At 64.4% G+C, this 20208-nt stretch carries 17 protein-coding genes; 7 read left to right on the forward strand and 10 right to left on the reverse strand.

The genetic code is table 11. The features are described 5' to 3' along the window. Positions 1-6: 6 nt before the first annotated feature. Positions 7-1422 (reverse strand): amidophosphoribosyltransferase, encoded by a 1416-nt coding sequence (gene purF / locus DESFRDRAFT_RS09765; protein ID WP_005993456.1) that lies wholly within the window; start codon positions 1420-1422, stop codon positions 7-9. Between the two features lie 17 nt (positions 1423-1439). Further along, positions 1440-4679 carry a carbamoyl-phosphate synthase large subunit gene (gene carB / locus DESFRDRAFT_RS09770; RefSeq protein WP_005993458.1) on the reverse strand — a complete coding sequence of 1080 codons (3240 nt, stop codon included), beginning with the start codon at positions 4677-4679 and terminating at the stop codon, positions 1440-1442. A gap of 252 nt (positions 4680-4931) precedes the next feature. On the opposite strand from carB, the gene ileS reads away from it, so the two are divergent. The 7 genes from ileS to DESFRDRAFT_RS09805 are packed head-to-tail and all read left to right on the forward strand — an operon-like array spanning position 4932 to position 11300. Then, positions 4932-7754 carry an isoleucine--tRNA ligase gene (gene ileS / locus DESFRDRAFT_RS09775; RefSeq protein WP_005993460.1) on the forward strand — a complete coding sequence of 941 codons (2823 nt, stop codon included), beginning with the start codon at positions 4932-4934 and terminating at the stop codon, positions 7752-7754. Positions 7755-7757: 3 nt separating this feature from the next. Beyond that, complete coding sequence (lspA, locus tag DESFRDRAFT_RS09780; protein ID WP_005993461.1) at positions 7758-8249, forward strand: signal peptidase II; 492 nt, start codon at positions 7758-7760, stop codon at positions 8247-8249. 37 nt (positions 8250-8286) lie between these two features. Further along, entirely contained in the window at positions 8287-8520 is a 234-nt protein-coding gene (locus DESFRDRAFT_RS09785) for a PLDc N-terminal domain-containing protein (RefSeq protein ID WP_005993463.1), read from the forward strand. After that, positions 8517-9542, forward strand: coding sequence for a tol-pal system protein YbgF (ybgF, locus tag DESFRDRAFT_RS09790; RefSeq protein WP_005993465.1), 1026 nt, complete (start codon positions 8517-8519; stop codon positions 9540-9542). Before DESFRDRAFT_RS09785 ends, ybgF begins: the two co-directional genes overlap by 4 nt. Positions 9543-9568: 26 nt before the next feature. Then, positions 9569-10012: an NIL domain-containing protein gene (locus DESFRDRAFT_RS09795; protein WP_005993467.1), complete on the forward strand. Its 444-nt coding sequence runs from the start codon at positions 9569-9571 to the stop codon at positions 10010-10012. 16 nt (positions 10013-10028) lie between these two features. After that, a complete protein-coding gene (locus DESFRDRAFT_RS09800) occupies positions 10029-10559 on the forward strand; it encodes a PilZ domain-containing protein (RefSeq protein ID WP_005993469.1) in 531 nt (176 codons plus the stop codon). Between the two features lie 6 nt (positions 10560-10565). After that, positions 10566-11300, forward strand: a complete 735-nt coding sequence (locus DESFRDRAFT_RS09805) for a protein phosphatase CheZ (RefSeq protein ID WP_005993471.1) — start codon at positions 10566-10568, stop codon at positions 11298-11300. Between the two features lie 210 nt (positions 11301-11510). Here the strand turns inward: DESFRDRAFT_RS09805 and DESFRDRAFT_RS09810 are convergent, their stop codons facing one another. From DESFRDRAFT_RS09810 to secD, 8 genes are all read right to left on the reverse strand, one after another. Continuing rightward, entirely contained in the window at positions 11511-12248 is a 738-nt protein-coding gene (locus tag DESFRDRAFT_RS09810; RefSeq protein ID WP_005993473.1) for an energy-coupling factor ABC transporter ATP-binding protein, read from the reverse strand. Beyond that, positions 12238-13008 (reverse strand): cobalt ECF transporter T component CbiQ, encoded by a 771-nt coding sequence (gene cbiQ / locus DESFRDRAFT_RS09815; RefSeq protein WP_005993475.1) that lies wholly within the window; start codon positions 13006-13008, stop codon positions 12238-12240. Before cbiQ ends, DESFRDRAFT_RS09810 begins: the two co-directional genes overlap by 11 nt. Continuing rightward, a complete protein-coding gene (locus DESFRDRAFT_RS09820; RefSeq protein WP_005993477.1) occupies positions 13005-13652 on the reverse strand; it encodes a hypothetical protein in 648 nt (215 codons plus the stop codon). Before DESFRDRAFT_RS09820 ends, cbiQ begins: the two co-directional genes overlap by 4 nt. 191 nt (positions 13653-13843) lie before the next feature. Beyond that, the gene (cbiM, locus tag DESFRDRAFT_RS09825; protein WP_005993479.1) at positions 13844-14452 is read right to left on the reverse strand and encodes a cobalt transporter CbiM; all 609 of its coding nucleotides are present in this window, start codon (positions 14450-14452) and stop codon (positions 13844-13846) included. Positions 14453-14556: 104 nt separating this feature from the next. Continuing rightward, positions 14557-15339: a DUF4198 domain-containing protein gene (locus DESFRDRAFT_RS09830; protein ID WP_005993481.1), complete on the reverse strand. Its 783-nt coding sequence runs from the start codon at positions 15337-15339 to the stop codon at positions 14557-14559. 117 nt (positions 15340-15456) lie between these two features. Beyond that, positions 15457-16308, reverse strand: a complete 852-nt coding sequence (locus DESFRDRAFT_RS09835) for a hypothetical protein (RefSeq protein ID WP_005993483.1) — start codon at positions 16306-16308, stop codon at positions 15457-15459. A 9-nt stretch (positions 16309-16317) separates the two neighbouring features. Beyond that, on the reverse strand, positions 16318-18468 hold the full coding sequence (locus tag DESFRDRAFT_RS09840; RefSeq protein WP_005993484.1) for a S9 family peptidase: 2151 nt from the start codon (positions 18466-18468) through the stop codon (positions 16318-16320). A gap of 98 nt (positions 18469-18566) precedes the next feature. Next, positions 18567-20171, reverse strand: a complete 1605-nt coding sequence (gene secD, locus DESFRDRAFT_RS09845; RefSeq protein WP_005993486.1) for a protein translocase subunit SecD — start codon at positions 20169-20171, stop codon at positions 18567-18569. Positions 20172-20208 lie beyond the last annotated feature (37 nt).

A 20208-nucleotide genomic window follows, 5' to 3' on the forward strand; every position in this document is an offset into this window, starting at 1 on the left:
GCCGCCCTACCAGGAAAGGGCCAGGGACACGTCGTCCAGGCAGTTCTTGAGCCCCTCGCCGCAGGGCGGGATCATGTAGTCCCCGTCGAAGCAGGCCAGACAGTACGGCGGTTTTTCGCCGTTGCCCCGCACCGATTCCAACAACCCCTCGATGCTCAGGTAATGCAGGGAGTCGAGGCCGATGAACTTGGCGATCTCCTCCACGCTCTGGTGCGCGGCGATCAGCTCGCCCTTGGAGGAGAAGTCGATGCCGTAGAAGCACGGAAAGCGGATGGGCGGACAGGACACGCGCATGTGGATCTCGCGCGCGCCGAGTTCCCGCAGGCGCTTGACCCGCGTGCGGATGGTGGTGCCGCGCACGATGGAATCCTCGACGATGAGGATGCGCTTGCCCTTGATCATGCTCTTGACCGGGTTGAGCTTCACCCGGACGCTGAAATCGCGCATGTCCTGGGAGGGCTGGATGAAGGTGCGGCCCACGTAGTGGTTGCGCACCATGCTCATCTCGAAGGGCAGGCCCGAGGCCTGGGAATAGCCGATGGCGGCGTAGAAGCCGGAATCGGGAAAAGGCATGACGTAGTCCGCGTCGACCGGCGCTTCCTGGGCCAGCGTCGCGCCCATCTGCTTGCGCCGTTCGTAGACCACCTCGCCGAAGACTTCCGAATCGGGACGGGCGAAATAGATCAGCTCGAACACGCACTGCTTGACCGGCTGCGGGTCGCAGATGCGGTAGGACTGGAGCCGCTTGTCCTGGATGACCAGCATCTCGCCCGGGGCCACCGAGCGGATGGCCTCGGCCTCCATGAGGTCGAAGGCGCAGGTTTCGGAAGCGATCACGTAGGCATCGCCCATGCGCCCGAGCATCAGCGGCCGCACGCCATGGGGATCGCGCACGGCGATGATCTTGTCGTTGGCCAAAAGCAATATGGAATACGCGCCCTTGATCTTGTTGCAGGCCTTGATGACCGCCTCTTCCAGGGAACACGAGCCCAGGAACTTGGCGATCAGGTGCACGAACACCTCGGAATCGATGGTGGTCTGGAAGATGGACCCCGTGGCTTCGAGTTCCTGGCGCAGCTCCATGGTGTTGACCAGGTTGCCGTTGTGGGCGATGGCCAGATGGTAGTCGCCAAAACGCACCAGAAAGGGCTGGCAGTTGCGCAAAAGCGACGCGCCGGTGGTGGAATAGCGGATATGCCCCACCGCCACCGTGCCCTTGAGCTCCTTGCCCAGGTGCCGCTCGGAAAAGACGTCGGCAACGAGCCCCATGCCGCGCTGCTCGCGGATGCGGGTGCCGTCCCAGGTCACGATGCCGGCCGATTCCTGCCCCCGGTGCTGGAGGGCGTAGAGGCCGAAATAGGTCATCCGCGCGGCCTCGGGATGGCCGTAGATGCCGAACAGTCCGCAGTATTCCTTTTTCATGGCGAGCCGTGGCGGGACTAATTGCCCGCGTAGTATTCCTGCAAGCTTTTGACGGTGAGCCCCTGGCCGCCCCCCATTTCCCGGATGGCCTGGGCCATGGCCTTGGCCCCGGCCGCCGTGGTCGTGTAGGGGATGCCGTATAAAAGCGCCGTCTGTCGAATGGCCATGGAGTCGCGCACCGTGCGCTTGTCCGAAATGAGGTTGATGACCAGGTCGATTTCCCGGTTCTTCATGTGGTCGACCACGTGGGGCCGGCCCTCGAACACCTTCATGACCGGAGTCACGGCGATGCCTTTGTCTTCGAGATAGGCAGCCGTGCCCTTGGTGGCCATGATCCGGAATCCCAACTGGCCGAGGATGCGGGCCGCGGGCAGCACGTCGTCCTTGGCCTCGTCGGCCACGGAAATAAACACCGTCCCGGAAAGGGGCAGGTTCTGGCCCGCGCCGAGCTGGCTCTTCATGAAGGCCAGGCCCACCGAGGCGTCGACGCCCATGACCTCGCCCGTGGAACGCATTTCCGGTCCGAGCAGCACGTCCACGCCGGGGAAACGGTTGAACGGGAAAACCGATTCCTTGACCGCGTAGTAGCCCTTCTTGCGCATGGACCAGGGATCGAGGTCCTTGAGCTTCTCGCCCATGATGACTTGCGTCGCGAGCTTTGGCAGGGGCACGCCCGTGGCCTTGGACACGAACGGCGAGGTGCGCGAAGCCCGGGGATTGACCTCGAGAATATAGATGTCGCCGTCCTTGACCGCGAACTGGATGTTCATGAGTCCGATGACGCCAAGCTCCTTGGCCAGGGCCACGGTCTGGCGCTCGATTTCGGCCACCAGCTCCGGCGACAGGCTGTGGGGCGGCAGCACGCAGGCGGAGTCGCCCGAGTGGATGCCGGCCTCTTCGATATGTTCCATGACCCCGGCCACGTAGGTGTCCGTGCCGTCGGAGACGGCGTCCACGTCCACCTCGGTGGCGTTGACCAGGAACTTGTCGATGAGGATCGGGTGCTTGCCCGAGGCCACCACCGCCACCTTGAAATAGTTCTCCAGGTCGCCCCGGTCGTAGACGATCTCCATGGCCCGGCCGCCGAGGACATAGGACGGCCGCACCACCACGGGGTAGCCGATCTTGTCCGCGATGGCCGCCGCCTCGTCCACGGTAAACGCCGTGCCGTTGGCCGGCTGGCGCAGCCCCAGCTTGATCAGGAGCTCCTGGAAGCGCTCACGGTCCTCGGCCCGGTCGATGCTGTCGGGCGAGGTGCCAAGGATGCGCACCCCGGCGTCGAGCAGCGGCACGGCCAGGTTGAGCGGGGTTTGGCCGCCGAACTGGACGATGACGCCCTCGGGCTTTTCGGATTCGATGATGTTGAGCACGTCCTCGAAAGTCAGCGGCTCGAAATAGAGGCGGTCGGAAGTGTCGTAGTCCGTGGACACGGTTTCGGGGTTGGAGTTGACCATGATCGACTCCACGCCCATGGCCCGAAGCGCGTAGGAGGCGTGGCAGCAGCAATAGTCGAACTCGATGCCCTGGCCGATGCGGTTGGGGCCGCCGCCGAGGATGACCACCTTGCGGGCGGGTTTGGCCGCCACTTCGCGGCCGGTCTCGTAGGTGGAGTAATAGTACGGCGTGTAGGCCTCGAATTCGGCGGCGCAGGTGTCGACCAGATAATAGGTCGGGGCGACGCCCATGTCCTGGCGGAGCTTTCGCGCGTCAAGGGGCGAGGCCAGCCGCAGCAGGCTTGCGATCTGGGGATCGGAAAAACCGTCCTTCTTGGCGGCCGTAACCAGCTCCCGGCATTCCGGATCGCCGGCGGCGACCTTCTTCTTGGGGAAGGCCTCGAGCGTCACCTCCATGTCCACGATTTCCTTGATCTGGCGCAAAAACCACGGATCGATCCAGGTGGCGTCGAAAATCTCTTCCAGGGTCACGCCGCAGCGCATGGCCTGGCGCAGCTGGAAAAGGCGCTTGGAATTGGGCTTGCGCATGTCGGCCAGGAGCTGTTCGCGGTCGGGCTCGCAGGAAACCGCGTCCGGCCCGAGGCCGGTGGCCCCGATTTCCAGCGACCGCAGGCCCTTTTGCAAGGCTTCCTTGAAGTTGCGGCCGATGCTCATGGCCTCGCCCACGCTTTTCATGGCCGTGGTCAGGTAATCCTCGGAGCCGGGAAACTTCTCGAAGGTGAAGCGCGGAATTTTCACCACGCAGTAGTCGATGGTCGGCTCGAAGGAGGCCATGGTCTCGCGGGTGATGTCGTTGGGGATCTCGTCGAGGGTATACCCCACGGCCAGCTTGGCCGCGATCTTGGCGATGGGGAAGCCCGTGGCCTTGCTGGCCAGGGCCGAGGAGCGCGACACGCGCGGGTTCATCTCGATGATGACCATCTCGCCGTCCGCCGGATTGACGGCGAACTGGACGTTGGACCCGCCGGTTTCCACGCCGATCTCGCGCATGATGGCGATGGCGGCGTTGCGCATCTTCTGGTATTCCTCATCGGTGAGCGTCTGGATCGGGGCGACGGTGGCCGAGTCGCCGGTATGCACGCCCATGGGGTCGATGTTCTCGATGGAACAGATGATCACGCAGTTGTCGGCCCGGTCGCGCATGAGTTCGAGTTCGAATTCCTTCCAGCCGAGCACCGACCGCTCCAGCATGATTTCGCTTTTCATGCTGGCGGCCAGCCCCCGGGCGGAGATCTTTTCGAGATCTTCCATATTGTAGGCCACGCCGCCGCCCGTGCCGCCGAGCGTGAACGCCGGGCGCACGATGATGGGGAAGGCGATCTTCTTGCCCCACTCGCGCACGTCGTCCATGGTGTGGCAGATGCCGCTTTGGGGAATGGTGAGCCCGATATTCTCCATGGCCTCGCGGAAAAGCTCCCGCGACTCGGCCTTCTTGATCACGTCCAGGGACGCGCCGATCAGCTCCACCCCATGCTCGGCCAAAACGCCGGACTCGGCCAGGGCCACGGCCGTGTTGAGCCCGGTCTGGCCGCCAAGGGTCGGCAGCACGGCATCGGGCTTTTCCCGGGCGATGATGCGGGCGACCGATGCGGGCTCGATGGGCTCGACATAGGTGCGGTCGGCCAGTCCCGGGTCGGTCATGATGGTGGCCGGGTTGGAATTGACCAGGACCACCTCGTACCCTTCTTCTTTGAGGGCCTTGGCCGCCTGGGAACCGGAATAGTCGAACTCGCAGGCCTGTCCGATGACGATGGGCCCGGAGCCGATGATCATGATTTTTTTGATATCCGTCCGTTTGGGCATGAGCGTATTTTTTGTAGAGGGTGGAACGAAAAAAGCGGAACCGGCAACGAATAAGCCACTTCGGCCCGATGGGCAAGCAATTTGCCCCGAACCGCTCCGATCGACCTCGCAACCGGGCTTCACCCCGTCGCCACGGGGCCCGCGCCCAGGCTCCCGAGGCCGACGTTCCTTGACTTCCCGGCGGCCTTGTTTCAAACAGGCGGTTTCTCCGGCGTCGTATGGACGCCGGGACAAGCGCAAGGAAACCAGGCCATGAGCAGTGACTACAAAAAGACCCTGAAACTCCCCAAGACCTCCTTTCCCATGAAGGCAAACCTCAAGGAAAAGGAGCCGGAAACCCTCAAGTTCTGGGCGGAAAACAACATCTATAACCAGATGCTCGCCGCCCGCGAGGACGCCCCCCGCTACGTGCTCCACGACGGGCCTCCCTACGCCAACGGCCACCTGCACATGGGCCATGCGCTCAACAAGATTTTGAAGGATATTATCGTCAAATCCCGCCACATGGCCGGGAACCAGGCCCCTTACGTGCCGGGCTGGGACTGCCACGGGCTCCCCATCGAGCACAAGGTGTCCCAGGAGCTTACGGCCAAGGGCAAGACGAATCTGCCGGCCATCACCGTGCGCCGGCTGTGCCGGGACTACGCCACCAAGTTCGTGGACATCCAGCGCAAGGAGTTCAAGCGCCTGGGCGTCTTCGGCGACTGGGACGATCCCTACCTCACCATGCGCCCGTCCTACGAGGCGGCCACCGCCCTGGCGCTTTGCGATTTCGTGGAAAAGGGCTCGGTCTACCGGGGCAAAAAGCCCATTCACTGGTGCCTGTCCTGTCGGACCGCCCTGGCCGAGGCCGAGGTGGAATACGCCGACGAGACCTCGCCCTCGGTCTTCGTGCGCTTTCCCCTGCCCGACCCGAAAATAAAAGACGTCTTCCCCATGGCCGATCCGGCGAGAACCTACGCCGCCATCTGGACCACCACGCCCTGGACCCTGCCGGACAACATGGCCGTGGCCGCCCACCCCGAGTTCGACTATGCCCTGGTCGCGGCCGGCGACAGCCAATACGTGCTGGCGGCGCAGCTTCTGGAAAGCGTGCGCGAACTTTTCGGCTGGACCGACGCGAAGGTCCTGGCCACGGCCCCTGGCTCGGCGCTCGAAGGACTCAAGGCCCGCCATCCCTTCTACGACCGGGAGTCGCCCTTCGCTCTGGCCGATTACGTCACCCTCGACGCCGGCACCGGCCTTGTCCACACCGCGCCGGGCCACGGCCGCGAGGACTACGACACGGGCCTGCGCTACGGCCTGGACGTGCTCTCGCCCATGGACGACGCCGGCCGCTTCCTGGACGTGGTGCCCTATTTCGCCGGGCTCACCGTCTGGGAAGCCAACCCCAAGGTCATCGAAAAGCTCAAGGAAGTCGGCAATCTTCTGGCCGAGCGCAAGATCCGCCACTCCTATCCCCACTGCTGGCGCTGCAAGGAGCCGGTCATTTTCCGGGCCACCACCCAGTGGTTCATCTCCATGGAGGTGGGCGACCTGCGCAACCGCGCCCTGGCCGCCATCGACGGCGAGGTGGAATGGATTCCCGCCTGGGGTAGGGAGCGCATCCACAACATGATCGCCGGCCGCCCGGACTGGTGCATCTCGCGCCAGCGCACCTGGGGCGTGCCGATTCTGGCCCTTATCTGCGAGTCCTGCGACACGGCCTACAACGACGCGGCCTGGATGCGCTCGGTGGCGGAAAAATTCGCCAACCACGAGCGCGGCTGCGACTACTGGTTCGAGGCGGACCTGGCCGACATCGTGCCGGCCGGGCTCACCTGCCCCAATTGCGGGGGGAGCCACTGGCGCAAGGAAACCGACATCCTGGACGTGTGGTTCGACTCGGGCACGAGCTTTGCCGCGGTGCTGGAAAAGCGCCCGGAACTGGCCTTCCCGGCCAACCTGTACCTGGAGGGCTCGGACCAGCACCGGGGCTGGTTCCACAGCTCGCTTCTGGCTTCCCTTGCCACGCGCGGCACGCCCCCCTACCGGCAGGTGCTCACCCACGGCTACGTGGTCGACGGCGAAGGCCGCAAGATGTCCAAGTCGCTCGGCAACGGCATCGAGCCCCAGGAAATCATCGACAAGCACGGCGCGGAAATCCTGCGCCTGTGGACGTCGGCCGTGGACTATCGCGACGACATCCGCCTCTCCGAGGAAATCCTCTCCCGGCTGGTCGAGGCCTACCGCCGCATCCGCAACACCTGCCGCTTCGTGCTCGGCAACCTGTCCGACTTCGACCCGGCCGTAAACGACGTGGCCCCGCAGTCCATGCTGCCGCTCGACAGCTACGCCGTGGACACGGCCGCCCGGGCCCACGCCCGCATAGCCGAAGCCTACGAAGCCTACGAGTTCCACAAGGTCTTTCACGCCCTGCACAACCTGTGCGTCACGGACCTTTCGGCATTTTATCTCGACATCTTAAAAGACCGGCTTTACGTCTCGGCTACGGACAGCCTTGAGCGCCGCTCGGCCCAGGCGGCCCTGTGGCGCATCCTGCGCGTGCTGCTGCGCGACATGGCCCCGATTCTGTCCTTCACGGCCGAGGAGGTTTTCCGCCATACGCCCGAGTGCCAGCGGGGCGACGGCGTTTCGGTCTTCTCCCTGCCGCCGCTGGATACGGCGGGCTGGGAGCTTGCCCCGGAACGCAAGGAAAAGCTCGACCTCGTGGCGGCGCTTCGCGGCGAGGTGACCCGGGCCATCGAGCCCCGGCGCAAGGCCGGCGAAATCGGTCATTCATTGGAGACGGCGGTGACGCTCTACCTGCCCGAGGCCGTGCGCGAAGCGGTGGCCTCTTTGGACATGAACCTGCGCGAAGTCTTTATCGTGTCCCAGGCGACCCTCGCCCCGGCGGCCGACGCCCCGGCCGACGCCGTGGCCTGCGAGGGCCTCGAGGGCGCGCTTGTGGGCGTGGCCCGCGCCGCCGGCGAGAAATGCGCCCGTTGCTGGGTGTACGACAAACTGGGCACCGCGCCCGAGTATCCGGACCTGTGCCCGCGCTGCGCCGCGGTCATGGCGAAGGAGGCCAACTGATCCATGCGCTCGAGCTTCAAGATCGCCATTCCCCTGGCCGTGCTGGTGGTCGTCCTCGACCAGGCCGCCAAGTTGTGGATCGTCGGCAACATGACGCTCTACACCACCCGACAGGTCATCCCCGGGTTTTTCAATATCGTTTATGTGCTCAACCGCGGCGCGGCCTTCGGTTTTTTAAACCGCAACGACATCCAGTGGCAGACCTACTTCTTCTTCGCGGCAACGGCCCTGGCCGTGCTCATCATCTTCCATCTGCTGCGCATGGCCAGTCCCGACAACAAGCTGCTCATCCTCGGCCTCGGCTCGATTCTGGGCGGGGCCGTGGGCAACCTCATCGACCGCATCAAGACGGGCGAGGTCGTGGACTTCCTGGATTTCTATTATAAAAGCTATCACTGGCCGGCCTTCAACGTGGCCGACATCGCCATTTTCCTCGGTTCGCTGGCGCTCCTTGCGGCCTTTTACCGCATGCGCCGCCCCTCTTCCCGCAAATAACGGCCGCACCGCCGCCAACATCCGAAACGAGGTCCGCATGCCCCCCTTGCCAGCGCTGCCGCCCATGACCACCGGCCAGATGGTTTTCGCCGTCGCCATTTTGGCCCTGGCGATCCTTCCCAATTACATCGCGATATGGCAAAGTTTTCACCGCGTGTTTCCAACCCCCCTGGAGAGGATGTTCTGGTTTCTCCTGGCCATCTTCGTTCCCGTACTCGGGGGCGTGGTCTACCTCATCTGGGGACGCAAGCGAGGTCGCAAGCCGTCATGAAGTCCCGTCACAGCAAAGGTACGTTTCTGGCCGCAGCCATGCTCGCCGCCCTGGTCGGCGGCTGCGCGCCCAAGCCCAATACCCCGGCCCCCCTCAACACGCCCGCCGACATGTGGGCGGAACTGGAGAACACCAAGGGCGAGTTGCGGCGCTTAAACGCCAAGGTCGAAGAGCTCTCCCAGCAGGTGCAGGCCAACAAAAACGATCCGGAACTGTCCGGCCGCGTGACCCGGCTCGAGGGCAACGTCAGCCGCATGGCCTCCCAGCTGGCCATCGACCTCGGCCCAACCGCCGGTCCGGCCGCAGCAACGCCGGCGGCCACAGCGCCGGCAGCCGCTCCAGCGCCTCAGGCCGGCTACGCGCAGCCCCAAACCGGCTACGCCCAACAGCAGCCCGGCTATGCCCAGCCGCAAACCGGCTATAGCCAGCAGTCCCAGACCGGGTACGCCCAGCCCCAGACGGGCTACACCCAGCAGCAGCAATCCGGGTACGCCCAACCGCAGACCGGCTATGCCCAATCCCGCACCGGTTACGGCGCGCCCACCCCGGGCGGCGCGGGACCGGACGAATCCGAGCCGGCCATTCCGCCCTATACCGCCCCAGGCACCCAGGCTCCGGCCGCCCAGGCCCAACCGCCGGTGGTGCAGCCGCAAAATCCGGCCGACGCCGTCTACGCCAAGGGCCTTTCCAGCTTCAACGCCCGCCAGTACCAGCAGGCGCTGGGGATTTTCCAGGAATTCGCCCGCAATTTCAAAACCAGCTCGCTGATGCCGAACGCCCTCTTCTGGACCGGCGAGTGCTACTTCCAGCTCGGCGACTTCGCCAACGCGGCCCTGGCCTACCAGGAAGTCATCGAGAAATATCCCAAAAGCCCCAAACACGCCGATGCGCTCTTCAAGCGGGGCGTGGCCTTCATGAAGCTCGGCAATGCCGGCGCGGCCAAATTGTCCTTCAAGGAAGTCATCGACAAATATCCCGATTCCGCCTTCGCCACCCGGGCCAAATCCATGATGCCCAAGTAGCGCCGGCCAACAAGCGACGGATACGCATGGAAACCCCACAAGAAAACACGCTGCGGAAGATCATTTACCTGACCTTCCCGCCCGAATCCTCGAACAAGCCCGTGGTCTGCGATCTGGCCCGGGTCTACGGATTGGTCTTCAACATCTCGAAAGCCCAGATCACCCCGCGCCACGAAGGCCAGATGACCATGGACATCAGCGGCCCCAAAGAGGCCTTCGACGCCGGCATGACCTACCTCAAGGAGCACGGCGTGGGCGTTGTGCCGGCCGCCCAGCGCGTCTCCAGGGACGAGGATCGCTGCATCCACTGCGGCGTGTGCACGGCCCTTTGTCCGACCAGGGCCCTTTCGCTCAACATCGAGACCCGGCTGGTGGAATTTCACGAAGACACCTGCTCGGCCTGCGGTATGTGCACCAAGGTCTGCCCGGTGGCGGCCATGGAGATTTTACTGGAAAACGGCGTCATGTAACCGGCGGGGGTGCCGCTTGGAAGAAAAACGGGCCTTCATGCGCATTCCCACGCGCCTATCCGGTTATCTCCGGCTGTTGCCGGATCCGGAAGACATCCAGATTTTCCGGGAATCGCCGTTCCTCGGCGGCGGCCCGGGACTCTGCAACGACCTGCGCGATGCGGGCATGAGCGAGGCGCTGCACACCATGCTGTGCTCGATCAACGCCAAACTCGACATGCTGCTCTCCATGCAAAGCCGCGACGAACTCACGGCCGACTTCCCGGTAACCATGGGGATCGTCGAAATCAGCGGCGCGGGCGTGCGGTTTACGGCCTCGCAGGAACTGGACGTGGAGCAGTATGTGGAGTCGGTCGTCGTGTTGTCGCGATTTCCGCTCCGCATGGCCGGCGCGGTGGGGCGCATCCTACGCCAGGAGCAATCCCCGGACGGGAGCACGGTCTATGCCCTCGATTTCACTCGCATCCGGGAACGCGACCTGGAAAGCATCGTACAATTTGTCTTCCAAAGCCAGCGCGACGACCTGCGCGGAAAAAAATGGGACTAACGCCGCATGATCAATGACGAAGAACTTCTCGAACGCATGTTGGACAGGCTTTTGACCGAAGTCGTCCCGGACCTGCGCCACAGCATCAGCGTCACCATTGAAAAGGAAGTCGCCAAGACCCTGTCCCGTTCGCTTCTGGAAAGCGAGTTCCACCAGCGCCTAAACGAGGAAATGCGCCAGGGCCTCCAGGACATCTACAAAGAGATCAACCAGGCGGCCAAGACCGAGGGCGAGGCCCATGTCGACGACCGGCAGCAGGCCGACCAGCTCTTCCAGGAAGCGGCGCAGCAGCTGGACAAGATCCTCGAGACCACGGAAACGGCCACCACCGAGATCATGGACATCGTGGAAAAGCACATGGACTTGCAAGCCGACGCGGCCGGGCTTCTGGCGGCCATGCAAAATGGCGTGGCCGACACCGAAGCCGTGGAAAAGCTGCGCACGGACAATGCCGCCCTCGGCGAAGACCTCATGCGCATCATGACCACGCTGAGCTTCCAGGACCTCACCGGCCAGCGCATCAAGCGCATCATCACCGCCATCAAAAAGGTCGAACAGATCGTGCTCGACCTCTACCTGTCCACAGGCATCCAGCTCAAGGCCCGGGCCGAAGCCCCGGACAAGACCATCTCCGAACTCCAGGCCGAGGCCAAACAAAAGGTTTCCGAACTCAAAGGCCCCCAGACCAAAGTCCAACAAGGCGCGGTGGACGACCTCCTCGCCCAGCTTGGGCTGGATTAGGGGGAGAATGGCAAGAGAAGTGCGAGAGGGGAAACCCTTTAAAAAGGGCAGTAGCCCCTCTCGCACTCTCCCCTTCCTCAATTTTTCGACGTTACGGGAGCAACGCCGATAACATCCCCTCACCATTAAAAATCTTTGGAAAGGGGGTCCGGGGGGAAACTTTTCTACAGAAAAGTTTCCCCCTGGTTCCATTTTATCCCTCGCCCTACCCTACTCCGTAGCGTGATGGTGGTGGGCCTGGTCGCCCAGGGGGTGACCGTGGACGTGTCGGTGGATGATGAAGTGCGGGTCGTGGACGAGCTTGCCCGCCTCGATGGTATAGAAGGTCTCGGTCACGTCGAACAGGAAATCCCAGTCGTGGGAAATGACGATCAGCGGCTTGCCCAAGCGCTTGAGGATATCCGCGATGCGCTCCCGGGTCCCCGGATCGAGGCCGTTGGTCGGCTCGTCCAGTAACAGCGCCTCGGGTTCCATGGCCAACACCCCGGCCAGGGACACGAGCTTTTTCTCCCCGCCCGAAAGCCGGTGCGACAGCCGTTCGCCGAAACCGGCCAAGCCCAGCATGTCCAGGGTGCGTTCGGCCGCCTCCCGGGCGCGCGCCGGCGAGAGCCCGCAATTGAGCGGCCCGAAGGCCACGTCGTCGAGCACGGTCGGGTAGATGATCTGGTCGTCGGCGTTTTGCAAAAGGAGCCCGATACCCCGCCGCACGGCCCGGAAATCCTTTTCCGTGGCGGCAACGGTCCCCTTGTAGCGCACCTCGCCGGCATCGGGCCGGACAAGCCCCATCATCACATGCAACAGCGTGGTTTTGCCCGAGCCGTTCGGCCCAAAAAGCCCGATGCGCTCCCCGGCCGAAAACGTGAAATCGACATCGGCCAGCACCGGACGGTCGCTGCCGGGATAGGCGTAGCCCACCCCGGAAAGGCGCAGCAGCGGCTCAGAAGACATGTCCCCTCCGCAAAACGAAATCGAGCGCGCCGGCCGCCGCGGATACGACCAGACACAGGCTCAGGAAAACCACATCGCCGCGCCGGGCCGCAAACCGGTCCAGGCTGGGGAATGTGCCGTGAAAGCCGCGCAACAGCATGGCCTGATAGACCCGCTGGGAACGATCGAAGCTGCGCACCAGCACCATGGCGACCAGGGCGGCGTAGGTGCGGTAGGTGCGCGCGTCCGTGGCCGGGACAAAGCCCCGAAGTTTGGCCGATGTAACCAGCCGGGCATACTCCTCGGCGATGACGTGCAGGTAACGGTAGGTGAAAAGAAAGAGAAAGGAAAACTTGGCCGGCACGCGAAGCGCGGTCATGGCCCGGCCCAGGGCCGGAGCCGGAATGGTGGCGACCAGGGCCACGATGCAAAAAAAGATGGCGTTGGTTTTGACCGTGATGACGGAGGCCAGGGCCACGCCCTCCCGGGTCGCGGTCAGGCCGAAGCTCCGCCACGCCGCCTCTCCCGGCGCTGTAAAGGGCAACACGAGCCACAAGAAAAGCACGAAGACGTTGACCGCGACGAACCGGCCCCAGACCACGCGCCAGGACGGGCGGGCGGCAATGGTGAGGCAAAAACCGCAGACGAGCACCAAACCGGCGGCGGCCGGCGTTGCGGCCAAGGCGGCGACAACAGACAGGGCCAGACAGGCTACGAGTTTGAAACGGGGGTCCAGGGAATGGATAGGCGAGCTTCCCCGGGCAAGCGGCTCGTCGATCATGCGCCCCGTCCGCCCTTGCGGCAGCGGACGTAGGCCAGAAGTCCGGCAATGCCGACCAGCCAGCCGATGCCCCCGGCGATCCCGGCCAGGCCCGGGCCTTTTTCCTCCTGATCCAACAGCATCTTGCGGATGGGCGCGATCTTGACTTCCACGGCCTGTTCGACCACGGCCCGCAAGGCGGCCTGGTCCATGGGCACGGCCACGGCGGTTTGGGCCGGTGCCGACGCGGCGGCTGTCGCGGGCGCGGTTGCCGTCGTAGCGGCAGGGGCGACCGGGGCCGCGCTTTGATCGGCCGGGGCGGCGGACAGGTATTCCTCGGCCTTGACGGTCGTATTGTTCTGATGGCCCTCGCCGGCATCGAGATGGATGGCGATCTCAGCCTTGTCCTTGCGAGCGGCCTCGGGCACGGGGAAGACGAAATTGCCCTTGTCGTCCGTCTTGCCGGTCAGATAGACCTGCCCGGTGGCGGCGTTTTTGACAGTGATCTCCCCGAAGCGCACCCGGTCGGAGCGGCTGTAGCTGCATTCCACATGTACGTCGTTGCCCTCGACATAGGCGAACACGTTGACCCGGTGGGCCAGGGCCGGTGCGGCCGCACCCAGGCAAAGCGCCAAAGCTGCAATGAGAATATACTTATATTTCATGGCAATAATCCCTTATACGAGAGGGCCAATCCTTTGAAAAAGGGTTCTCCCTTTTCGCGCCCTCCTCTTCCCGAACACTCCGACATTCCTTGAGCAGCACCGCTCACATCCCGTCACCGTTAAAAGTCTTGGGAAGGGGGGCCTGGGGGGAAACCTTTCTACAGAAAGGTTTCCCCCCAGTTCTTCCCAACTTACCCAGCCAGACGGATGGCCAGCATCTCGGGGCGGACCTTGGCCAGGAAGGCCACGGCCATGGCCGTCAGCACCCCTTCGATAAGCATGATGGGAATATGGGCGATGAGAATCACCTTGGCCGTGCCGAGAAACGCCTCGCCGGACAGCGCCAGGGCGCAGGCGGTCAGGCAGCCGGCCAGAAGCACGGCGAAAAAGCCGCAGCAAAAGGCCCCCACCGCCTGTTTGGTTCCGCCGGCTCGAAGAAGCGGCCCGAAGAGCAGAAAGCAGAACACGGCCGGCAGCGCCATGTCGCAGGTGTTGACGCCGAGCACCACCAAACCGCCGAACTGGAAGAGCACGGCCTGGAGCAACAGCGCCACGCAGATGGCCGGAAAGGCCGCATAGCCGAGGATCGCGCCGATCAACCCGTTGAGGATAAGGTGGACGCTGACCGGCCCGATGGGCACATGGATGAGCGAAGCAACGAAAAAAGCGGCCGAGAGGATGGCCACGGTCATGAGCTTGTCGTAGTCCAGGCGCTTTAAGCCCACGGCCGTGCCCACGGCCGTGATCGCCCAGCCGCCGGCCAGCACCGGTCCGGAAAGCACCCCTTCGGAAATATGCATGCTGCCTGCCTGTCGCGCCCAAGGCGCGGAAAGTTGTGGGAGGGCGGACCCAGCCCGCCCTCCCGAATCGTCAAGCAAGAGTCCCGGGGACGAATCGGAATGCCTTACTTCTTCTTGTGCTTGGGATCAACGAACTTGGCCCACATGACGGCCCCGCGCTCCACCTTCTTGGCCACGCCGTCCTTTTCGATGGTCTGCGGCGCGTCGGTCAGGGCGGCGAATCCCCACCAGCCGCCAAAGGGCACGGCATAGGTGAAAACGCCGTTGGCGTCGGTCTTGACCACCTGGGTCACCAGATATTCGTTGGGCGGGGTGTAGGCCTTGTCCTTATTATAATATTCCACTTCCACATCGACCCCGGCGGCCGGCTTGCCGTCCACGAGCACCTTGCCCGTGAACACGTTGCCGACATAGTTGCCGAAGGGACGCGAAAGCGGAATGATCTCGGCCGGTAGCCCCACAGGCTCATCCCAGCCCTCTTCCTCGCCGAAGGCCGGCACCACGACCTTGGTCAGGTGCTCGATGTACTTGTCCTCGGCCGGCTCGAAATAAGGCTCGGGCACCACGTAGAAAATCCCCACGCCCGGGCGCTTGAAGGTATATTCGGACTTCCAGGCGTCATGATCCATGACCTTGGTCGGTTTGAGCGTGCCGAGCAGGTCGGTCTTCTTGCCGCCGTCAACCACGCCAAAGGCCTTGGGCTTGGCCATGTTCATGCCGTTGCCTTCCATGGGATGGGAGAAGGACACAACCAGGTCCACCTTGGCTTTTTCCTTGCTCGTGACCACATCCTGGGACGGAATGACCATGCCGAAATGGGCCAGGGCCGGGGCGGCCGTCAGCGCCACCGTCGCCAGCGCGACAAGAACACGGAAAATGGACACCATGAAGCCTCCTTTTTTTATCGCCTGTTATCAATCATAGTAAGAACAAATAATTCATAACACGCGGCAGGAACGCATGGCAACCATTAGCATACGAAAACCGTCGGAAGATAAAAATCTTCAGAAGGAAACCGAAAGGGACAGGGAACAATCGGGCTGGGCGGACGGCCGCAGTTCCGCCGCCAGACGCAGACGGGACACGGGCCGAAAGGCCACGGCCAGATAGGGCGCGACAAGGCTTTTGGGTTCGTAGCCGTATTGGCCGGGCCAGGCGTTCAGCGCCAGGATGGCGGCCAGGGCCGTCCCCCTGGCCCCGCTGGGATCGATGTGGTGGGAAAGGCGCTTGTCCAGGCGAAAGGCGGTGAGCGCCGCTCCGGCGGCCACGGTCACCCTGCCCCAATCGTAGCCCAGGGCCAGTGTGGCCTCGTGGCTGCGCCAGGAGAAGGTCGCGTCGCGCTGGGAAGGCGGCGTGCCCGTGCCCGAGGCGCTGGCGACATCCTCGCGGGCCTCGGGGGCGCTGGCGATGAAAAGCTCGTAGCGGGCCAGGAGAAAACCGCCGTGGCCCGGTTCCCGGCGCAGGATCAGCCGGACCGAGGGGCCCCAAAGCAAGGCCGGCCGGGTTTCCCAGGCTTCATAATAGCCGATGCCGACGTTCTTGGCCTCGAAACGGCCCGTGGACGTGCCCAGGTGGAAACCCGGGGCGACAACGAGGTGGCGCGAGTCCAGCAGACGCCAGGAGAGCGCGACATAGGCCCGGGTCTCGGACCAGTTGCGGGTCCAGCCGCCGTACTCCGGCAGAATGCCGGCGGAAGGATTGGAGCAGCGGGGTTCGCCGAGGTCCCGATAGCCCAGGCTGCGGTAGACGGCGGCGATTTCCAGGCGTTCGTCGGCGAGGGCGGGACAGGCCGTGGCCGCGACAAGCGTCCAGACAAGGCTTGCCGCCGCCAGGATGCGCCGTCCTGTCCCGGTCATGGCCGCCCGTCAGGAGCCGGGCCGGGGACACGGCCCGCCGCCAGCCCCCGGGCGATCGCCCGCCCCGGTTTTGCCGTTTTCCCGAACCGGCGGCACGGTTGCGGCGTCGCCGAAAAAGAACGCCGTTTCCACTGGCGCGATCGGGACATAGCGCGTGAACCAGTCGAGGTTTCGGACCATCAGGTCGCGGATAAGCGACGGCTCGGTCACGTCGTGGCCGCTTCGGGGATAGGCGGCCAGCTTGGTGGGCACGCCCAGGCGCGACAGGGCGGTATAGAGTTCCAGGGACTGGGTGAACGGCACGCGCTCGTCGGACACGCCGTGCTGAAAAAGCGTCGGGGTCTTTATGGCGGCGGCATACTTGAGCGGCGAGTGGTCGAAAAGCGTCTGGAAGCGCTCGTAGGCTTCGCCGCCGAAATACAGCGGAATGAAATCGGGCAGGTCCATACTGCCGGATTGGCTGACCAGATCGGTTATGCCCGCGCCGATGGAGGCGGCGGCGAAACGGTCGGTATGGCCGATGGTCCAGGCGGTCAGGTAGCCTCCGTAGCTCCAGCCCATGACGCCCAGGCGCTTGGGATCGGCCAGCTTGCGCGCGACCAGGGCGTCGATCCCGCTTTGCAGGTCGGCGAAGTCCACCCCGCCCCAATCGCCCTTGATCGCCATGCGAAAGGCCGGCCCGTAGCCGTCCGAGCCCCGGACGTTGGGCTGGAAAAGGGCGTAGCCGCGCTCGCTGAAGACAGCCAGCGGGTAGTAGTTGAGCGCGCCCAGATACTGCCGGTCGGCGGCCACGGCCGGACCACCGTGAAGCTCCACCAGAAGCGGCGGCGGCCCGGAACCGGGCGTGACGGGATGGGTATAGAGGCCCTCGAGGACGGTCCCGTCGGCCGCCTTCCAGCGCACCACCTCGGTCTTCCCCAGCCGGTAGCCGACAAATTCCTTGTTGACCGCGGACACGGGTTTCGGCGCGAACCGCCCGAGCGGAGTCAGGTAGGCCTCCGGGGGCAGGTCGCTGTCGACCAGCACCATGCCCAGGGCATTGCCCGAGGCGGAAACGGCGGCCTGGGACACCATGCGCGGCGTGCCGGACACCGTGCGCGGCGCGGCGCCGGAAACGGGCAGGGCCAAAACCACCGCGCCCGTGCCCTCGATTTCGCGGACATAGATGGTCCCGCCGTCAGCCGACCAGCCGAGCATCTCCGGCCGGGCGTCCGGCGTCGCCGCCAGCGCCCGGGGCGCGCCGCCGGACGCGGGAACGATCATGACCCGGGCGGCGCTGTAATAAAACCCCGGCGCGCGGGTGGCCACGTAGGCCAACCATTTGCCGTCCGGGGAAAAACAGGGGCTGGTTTCCGAATCGGCGGTAGCGGCCACCGGCACGACGCGGCCGGTTTTCACGTCCACCATGGCGATGTCGGTCTGGGCCGCGTCCTGGGGCTGGGCCCGGCCGGCGACGGTATTGCCGCGACGACCGCGCGGCGGCGCGTCGGGCGGCGTCGTCTCGAAAGCGATGCGGCCGCCGTCCGGAGAAAAGACGAAGCCGCCCACGTCCCTGTCCGTGACCAGTCCGCGAAGCGCTCCCTGGCCGGCAAGCGGCAGCAGAAAAAGCCCCGCCGCGCCGCCCTCCTCGTCCAGGACATCCACATCCGCGTCGCAGTTGGTCTCCCGGTTGCCCGAGCCGCCGTTCATGGTCATCGTCATGGCCAGCGCCTTCCCGTCCGGCGTAAAAGCCAGATCGAGCACGTCGCCCCGGCCGTGGGTGAGGCGACGGGTGTGGCCGGTTCCAAGCGACATGACCACGGCATCGGTCGTGTCGTCGGTTTGGACAAGGTAGGCAAGACGCGATCCGTGCGGAGAAAAAACCGGCTTTTCGCAGACCTCCCGTTCCGAAGTGACGGGGCGCGCCAAAGACTTGGCGGCGTCGGCCACGTACACCCGCGAACGCAAATCGCCGCCCTGCTCGTCCATGACGGCCCGGGTGACGGTGAAGGCCACGTGTCTGCCGTCGGCGGACAGGCGCAGGTCGTCGATCATGGCCACCCGCAGCATGTCGTCGATGGTGAAAGCCTTTTCGGAACAGACGGCGGGCGCGGCGCAGACACAAAAGAAGACCGCGGCCGTCAGCGCGACGCGAAGACGAAATCGGAAAGCGGCAGGCATCGGTTCGGACTCACCTCGCTTAAGCGATGGGGGCACTGTACGGTGTGCCGGGATGGGGGTCAAACCTGAAAAAAAAGCCCCCTTGCGGGGGCCTTGCTTCAGATGCGAATGCCCGCGTCCGGCGGCCGCCGGGACAGCCAGAGGTCGAACAGAAAGCGGGTGAAGAAAATGGCCGTAAACATGGAGGCCACGGTGCCGAGAATCAGGGTTACGGCAAAGCCCCGGATGGGGCCGGTGCCGAACTGGTAGAGCACCATGGCCGCGATGATCGTGGTCACGTTGGCATCGAAGATGGTGAGCGTGGCCCGGTCGTAGCCGGTGTCCACGGCCTTGCGGGCCGAGAGCCCCAGGCGGAGTTCCTCGCGTATCCGCTCGAAAATAATAACGTTGGCGTCAACGGCCATGCCGATGGTCAAAATGATGCCCGCGATGCCCGGCAGGGTGAGGGTCGCCCCGAATCCGGCCAAGCCGGCCATGATCAGCACCATGTTGAAAAGGAGGGCCATATCGGCGACGAAGCCGGCCAACCCGTAGTAAAGGACCATGAAGCCGATGACGATGACGCCGCCGACCAGAGCCGAATAAACGCCCTGCTCGATGGATTCCTGGCCAAGGGAAGGACCGACGCTCCGTTGTTCCAGAATGCTGACCGGAGCCGGCAACGCGCCGGCGCGCAGCACGATGGCCAGATCGCGGGCTTCCTCGGTGGTGAAATGGCCGGTGATGCTGGCCCGGCCGCCGCTGATTTTTTCCTGAATGGTCGGCGCGGAATAGACCTTGCCGTCCAGAACGATAGCCAGGCGCTTTTTCACGTTCTCGCCGGTCACCCGCTCGAACTGGCGCGAACCGCTCGGCGTGAACGACAAGGCGACATAGGCCTGGTTGTTGCGGTCGAAATTGGCCCGGGCGTCGGAAATGTGCTCACCGGTCATGACCGCGTCGGAACGCAGGACGATGGGCCGCTCGAGATAGGTGCCGTCGGGATTGCGGTGGCGCAGGACGGAAAGCTCCTCGCCCGGGGGCAAGATGCCCTTCTGGGCCTTGTCCAGGTCCGCGTTGTCGTCCACGACCTTGAATTCCAGGTGCGCGGTCTTGCCGATGAGCTTGATGGCCCGCTCGGGATCGTGCAGGCCCGGCAGCTGGATCTGGATGCGGTTGTCGGACTGCTTGCGGATGTCGGGCTCGGCCACGCCGAATTCGTCGATGCGGTTGCGGATGGTCTTGACGGCCTGGTCCACGGTCATGCGGGTCAGCTCGGACTTGTAGCGCGGGGTGAAGGACAGCTTGTAGGTGAACTTGCCGTCCGGGCCGCTTTCCACATTGTCGACGACCAGCACGTTGAAATGGTTGGCGAGCATGTCGTCGAAAGCCTGCCGTTTATCCCCCGTCGCCAAAACGAGCTGGAGATGCTTGCCGTCTGGCGTGGTCTGGGGGCGCAAAACGGCGATGCCGTCGTCCTTGGCCTGGTCGCGCACGTCCCGGCCCATCTGGACCAGGGAGTTGGCCAGGGCCTTGTCCACGTCCACGCCCAGGGTGAGGTGGATGCCGCCCTTGAGGTCGAGGCCGAGGTTTATGACATCATCAGGCAAAAACTTGCCCAGAAAGGACTGTTTGACCGGGCCGACGGACGGCAGCATATAAATGAGGCCCAAAAAGGCCACAAGACTGATGACGGCCAGCCGCCAACGCATATTTCCAGACATGGGCGAGGCTCTCCTTGGGAGGCTTGCGCTTCGGGGA

Source organism: Solidesulfovibrio fructosivorans JJ], assembly GCF_000179555.1.
GTDB lineage: Bacteria > Desulfobacterota > Desulfovibrionia > Desulfovibrionales > Desulfovibrionaceae > Solidesulfovibrio > Solidesulfovibrio fructosivorans.

Bases quoted from the DNA above. Each gene is read 5' to 3' on its own strand.
- DESFRDRAFT_RS09820 (WP_005993477.1), bottom strand. From the start codon at position 13,652: ATGAAATATAAGTATATTCTCATTGCAGCTTTGGCGCTTTGCCTGGGT.
- cbiQ (WP_005993475.1), bottom strand. From the start codon at position 13,008: ATGATCGACGAGCCGCTTGCCCGGGGAAGCTCGCCTATCCATTCCCTG.
- DESFRDRAFT_RS09810 (WP_005993473.1), bottom strand. From the start codon at position 12,248: ATGTCTTCTGAGCCGCTGCTGCGCCTTTCCGGGGTGGGCTACGCCTAT.
- DESFRDRAFT_RS09840 (WP_005993484.1), bottom strand. From the start codon at position 18,468: ATGCCTGCCGCTTTCCGATTTCGTCTTCGCGTCGCGCTGACGGCCGCG.
- purF (WP_005993456.1), bottom strand. From the start codon at position 1,422: ATGAAAAAGGAATACTGCGGACTGTTCGGCATCTACGGCCATCCCGAG.
- ybgF (WP_005993465.1), top strand. From the start codon at position 8,517: ATGAAGTCCCGTCACAGCAAAGGTACGTTTCTGGCCGCAGCCATGCTC.
- DESFRDRAFT_RS09835 (WP_005993483.1), bottom strand. From the start codon at position 16,308: ATGACCGGGACAGGACGGCGCATCCTGGCGGCGGCAAGCCTTGTCTGG.
- DESFRDRAFT_RS09830 (WP_005993481.1), bottom strand. From the start codon at position 15,339: ATGGTGTCCATTTTCCGTGTTCTTGTCGCGCTGGCGACGGTGGCGCTG.
- cbiM (WP_005993479.1), bottom strand. From the start codon at position 14,452: ATGCATATTTCCGAAGGGGTGCTTTCCGGACCGGTGCTGGCCGGCGGC.
- DESFRDRAFT_RS09795 (WP_005993467.1), top strand. From the start codon at position 9,569: ATGGAAACCCCACAAGAAAACACGCTGCGGAAGATCATTTACCTGACC.
- DESFRDRAFT_RS09805 (WP_005993471.1), top strand. From the start codon at position 10,566: ATGATCAATGACGAAGAACTTCTCGAACGCATGTTGGACAGGCTTTTG.
- carB (WP_005993458.1), bottom strand. From the start codon at position 4,679: ATGCCCAAACGGACGGATATCAAAAAAATCATGATCATCGGCTCCGGG.
- lspA (WP_005993461.1), top strand. From the start codon at position 7,758: ATGCGCTCGAGCTTCAAGATCGCCATTCCCCTGGCCGTGCTGGTGGTC.
- DESFRDRAFT_RS09785 (WP_005993463.1), top strand. From the start codon at position 8,287: ATGCCCCCCTTGCCAGCGCTGCCGCCCATGACCACCGGCCAGATGGTT.
- ileS (WP_005993460.1), top strand. From the start codon at position 4,932: ATGAGCAGTGACTACAAAAAGACCCTGAAACTCCCCAAGACCTCCTTT.
- secD (WP_005993486.1), bottom strand. From the start codon at position 20,171: ATGTCTGGAAATATGCGTTGGCGGCTGGCCGTCATCAGTCTTGTGGCC.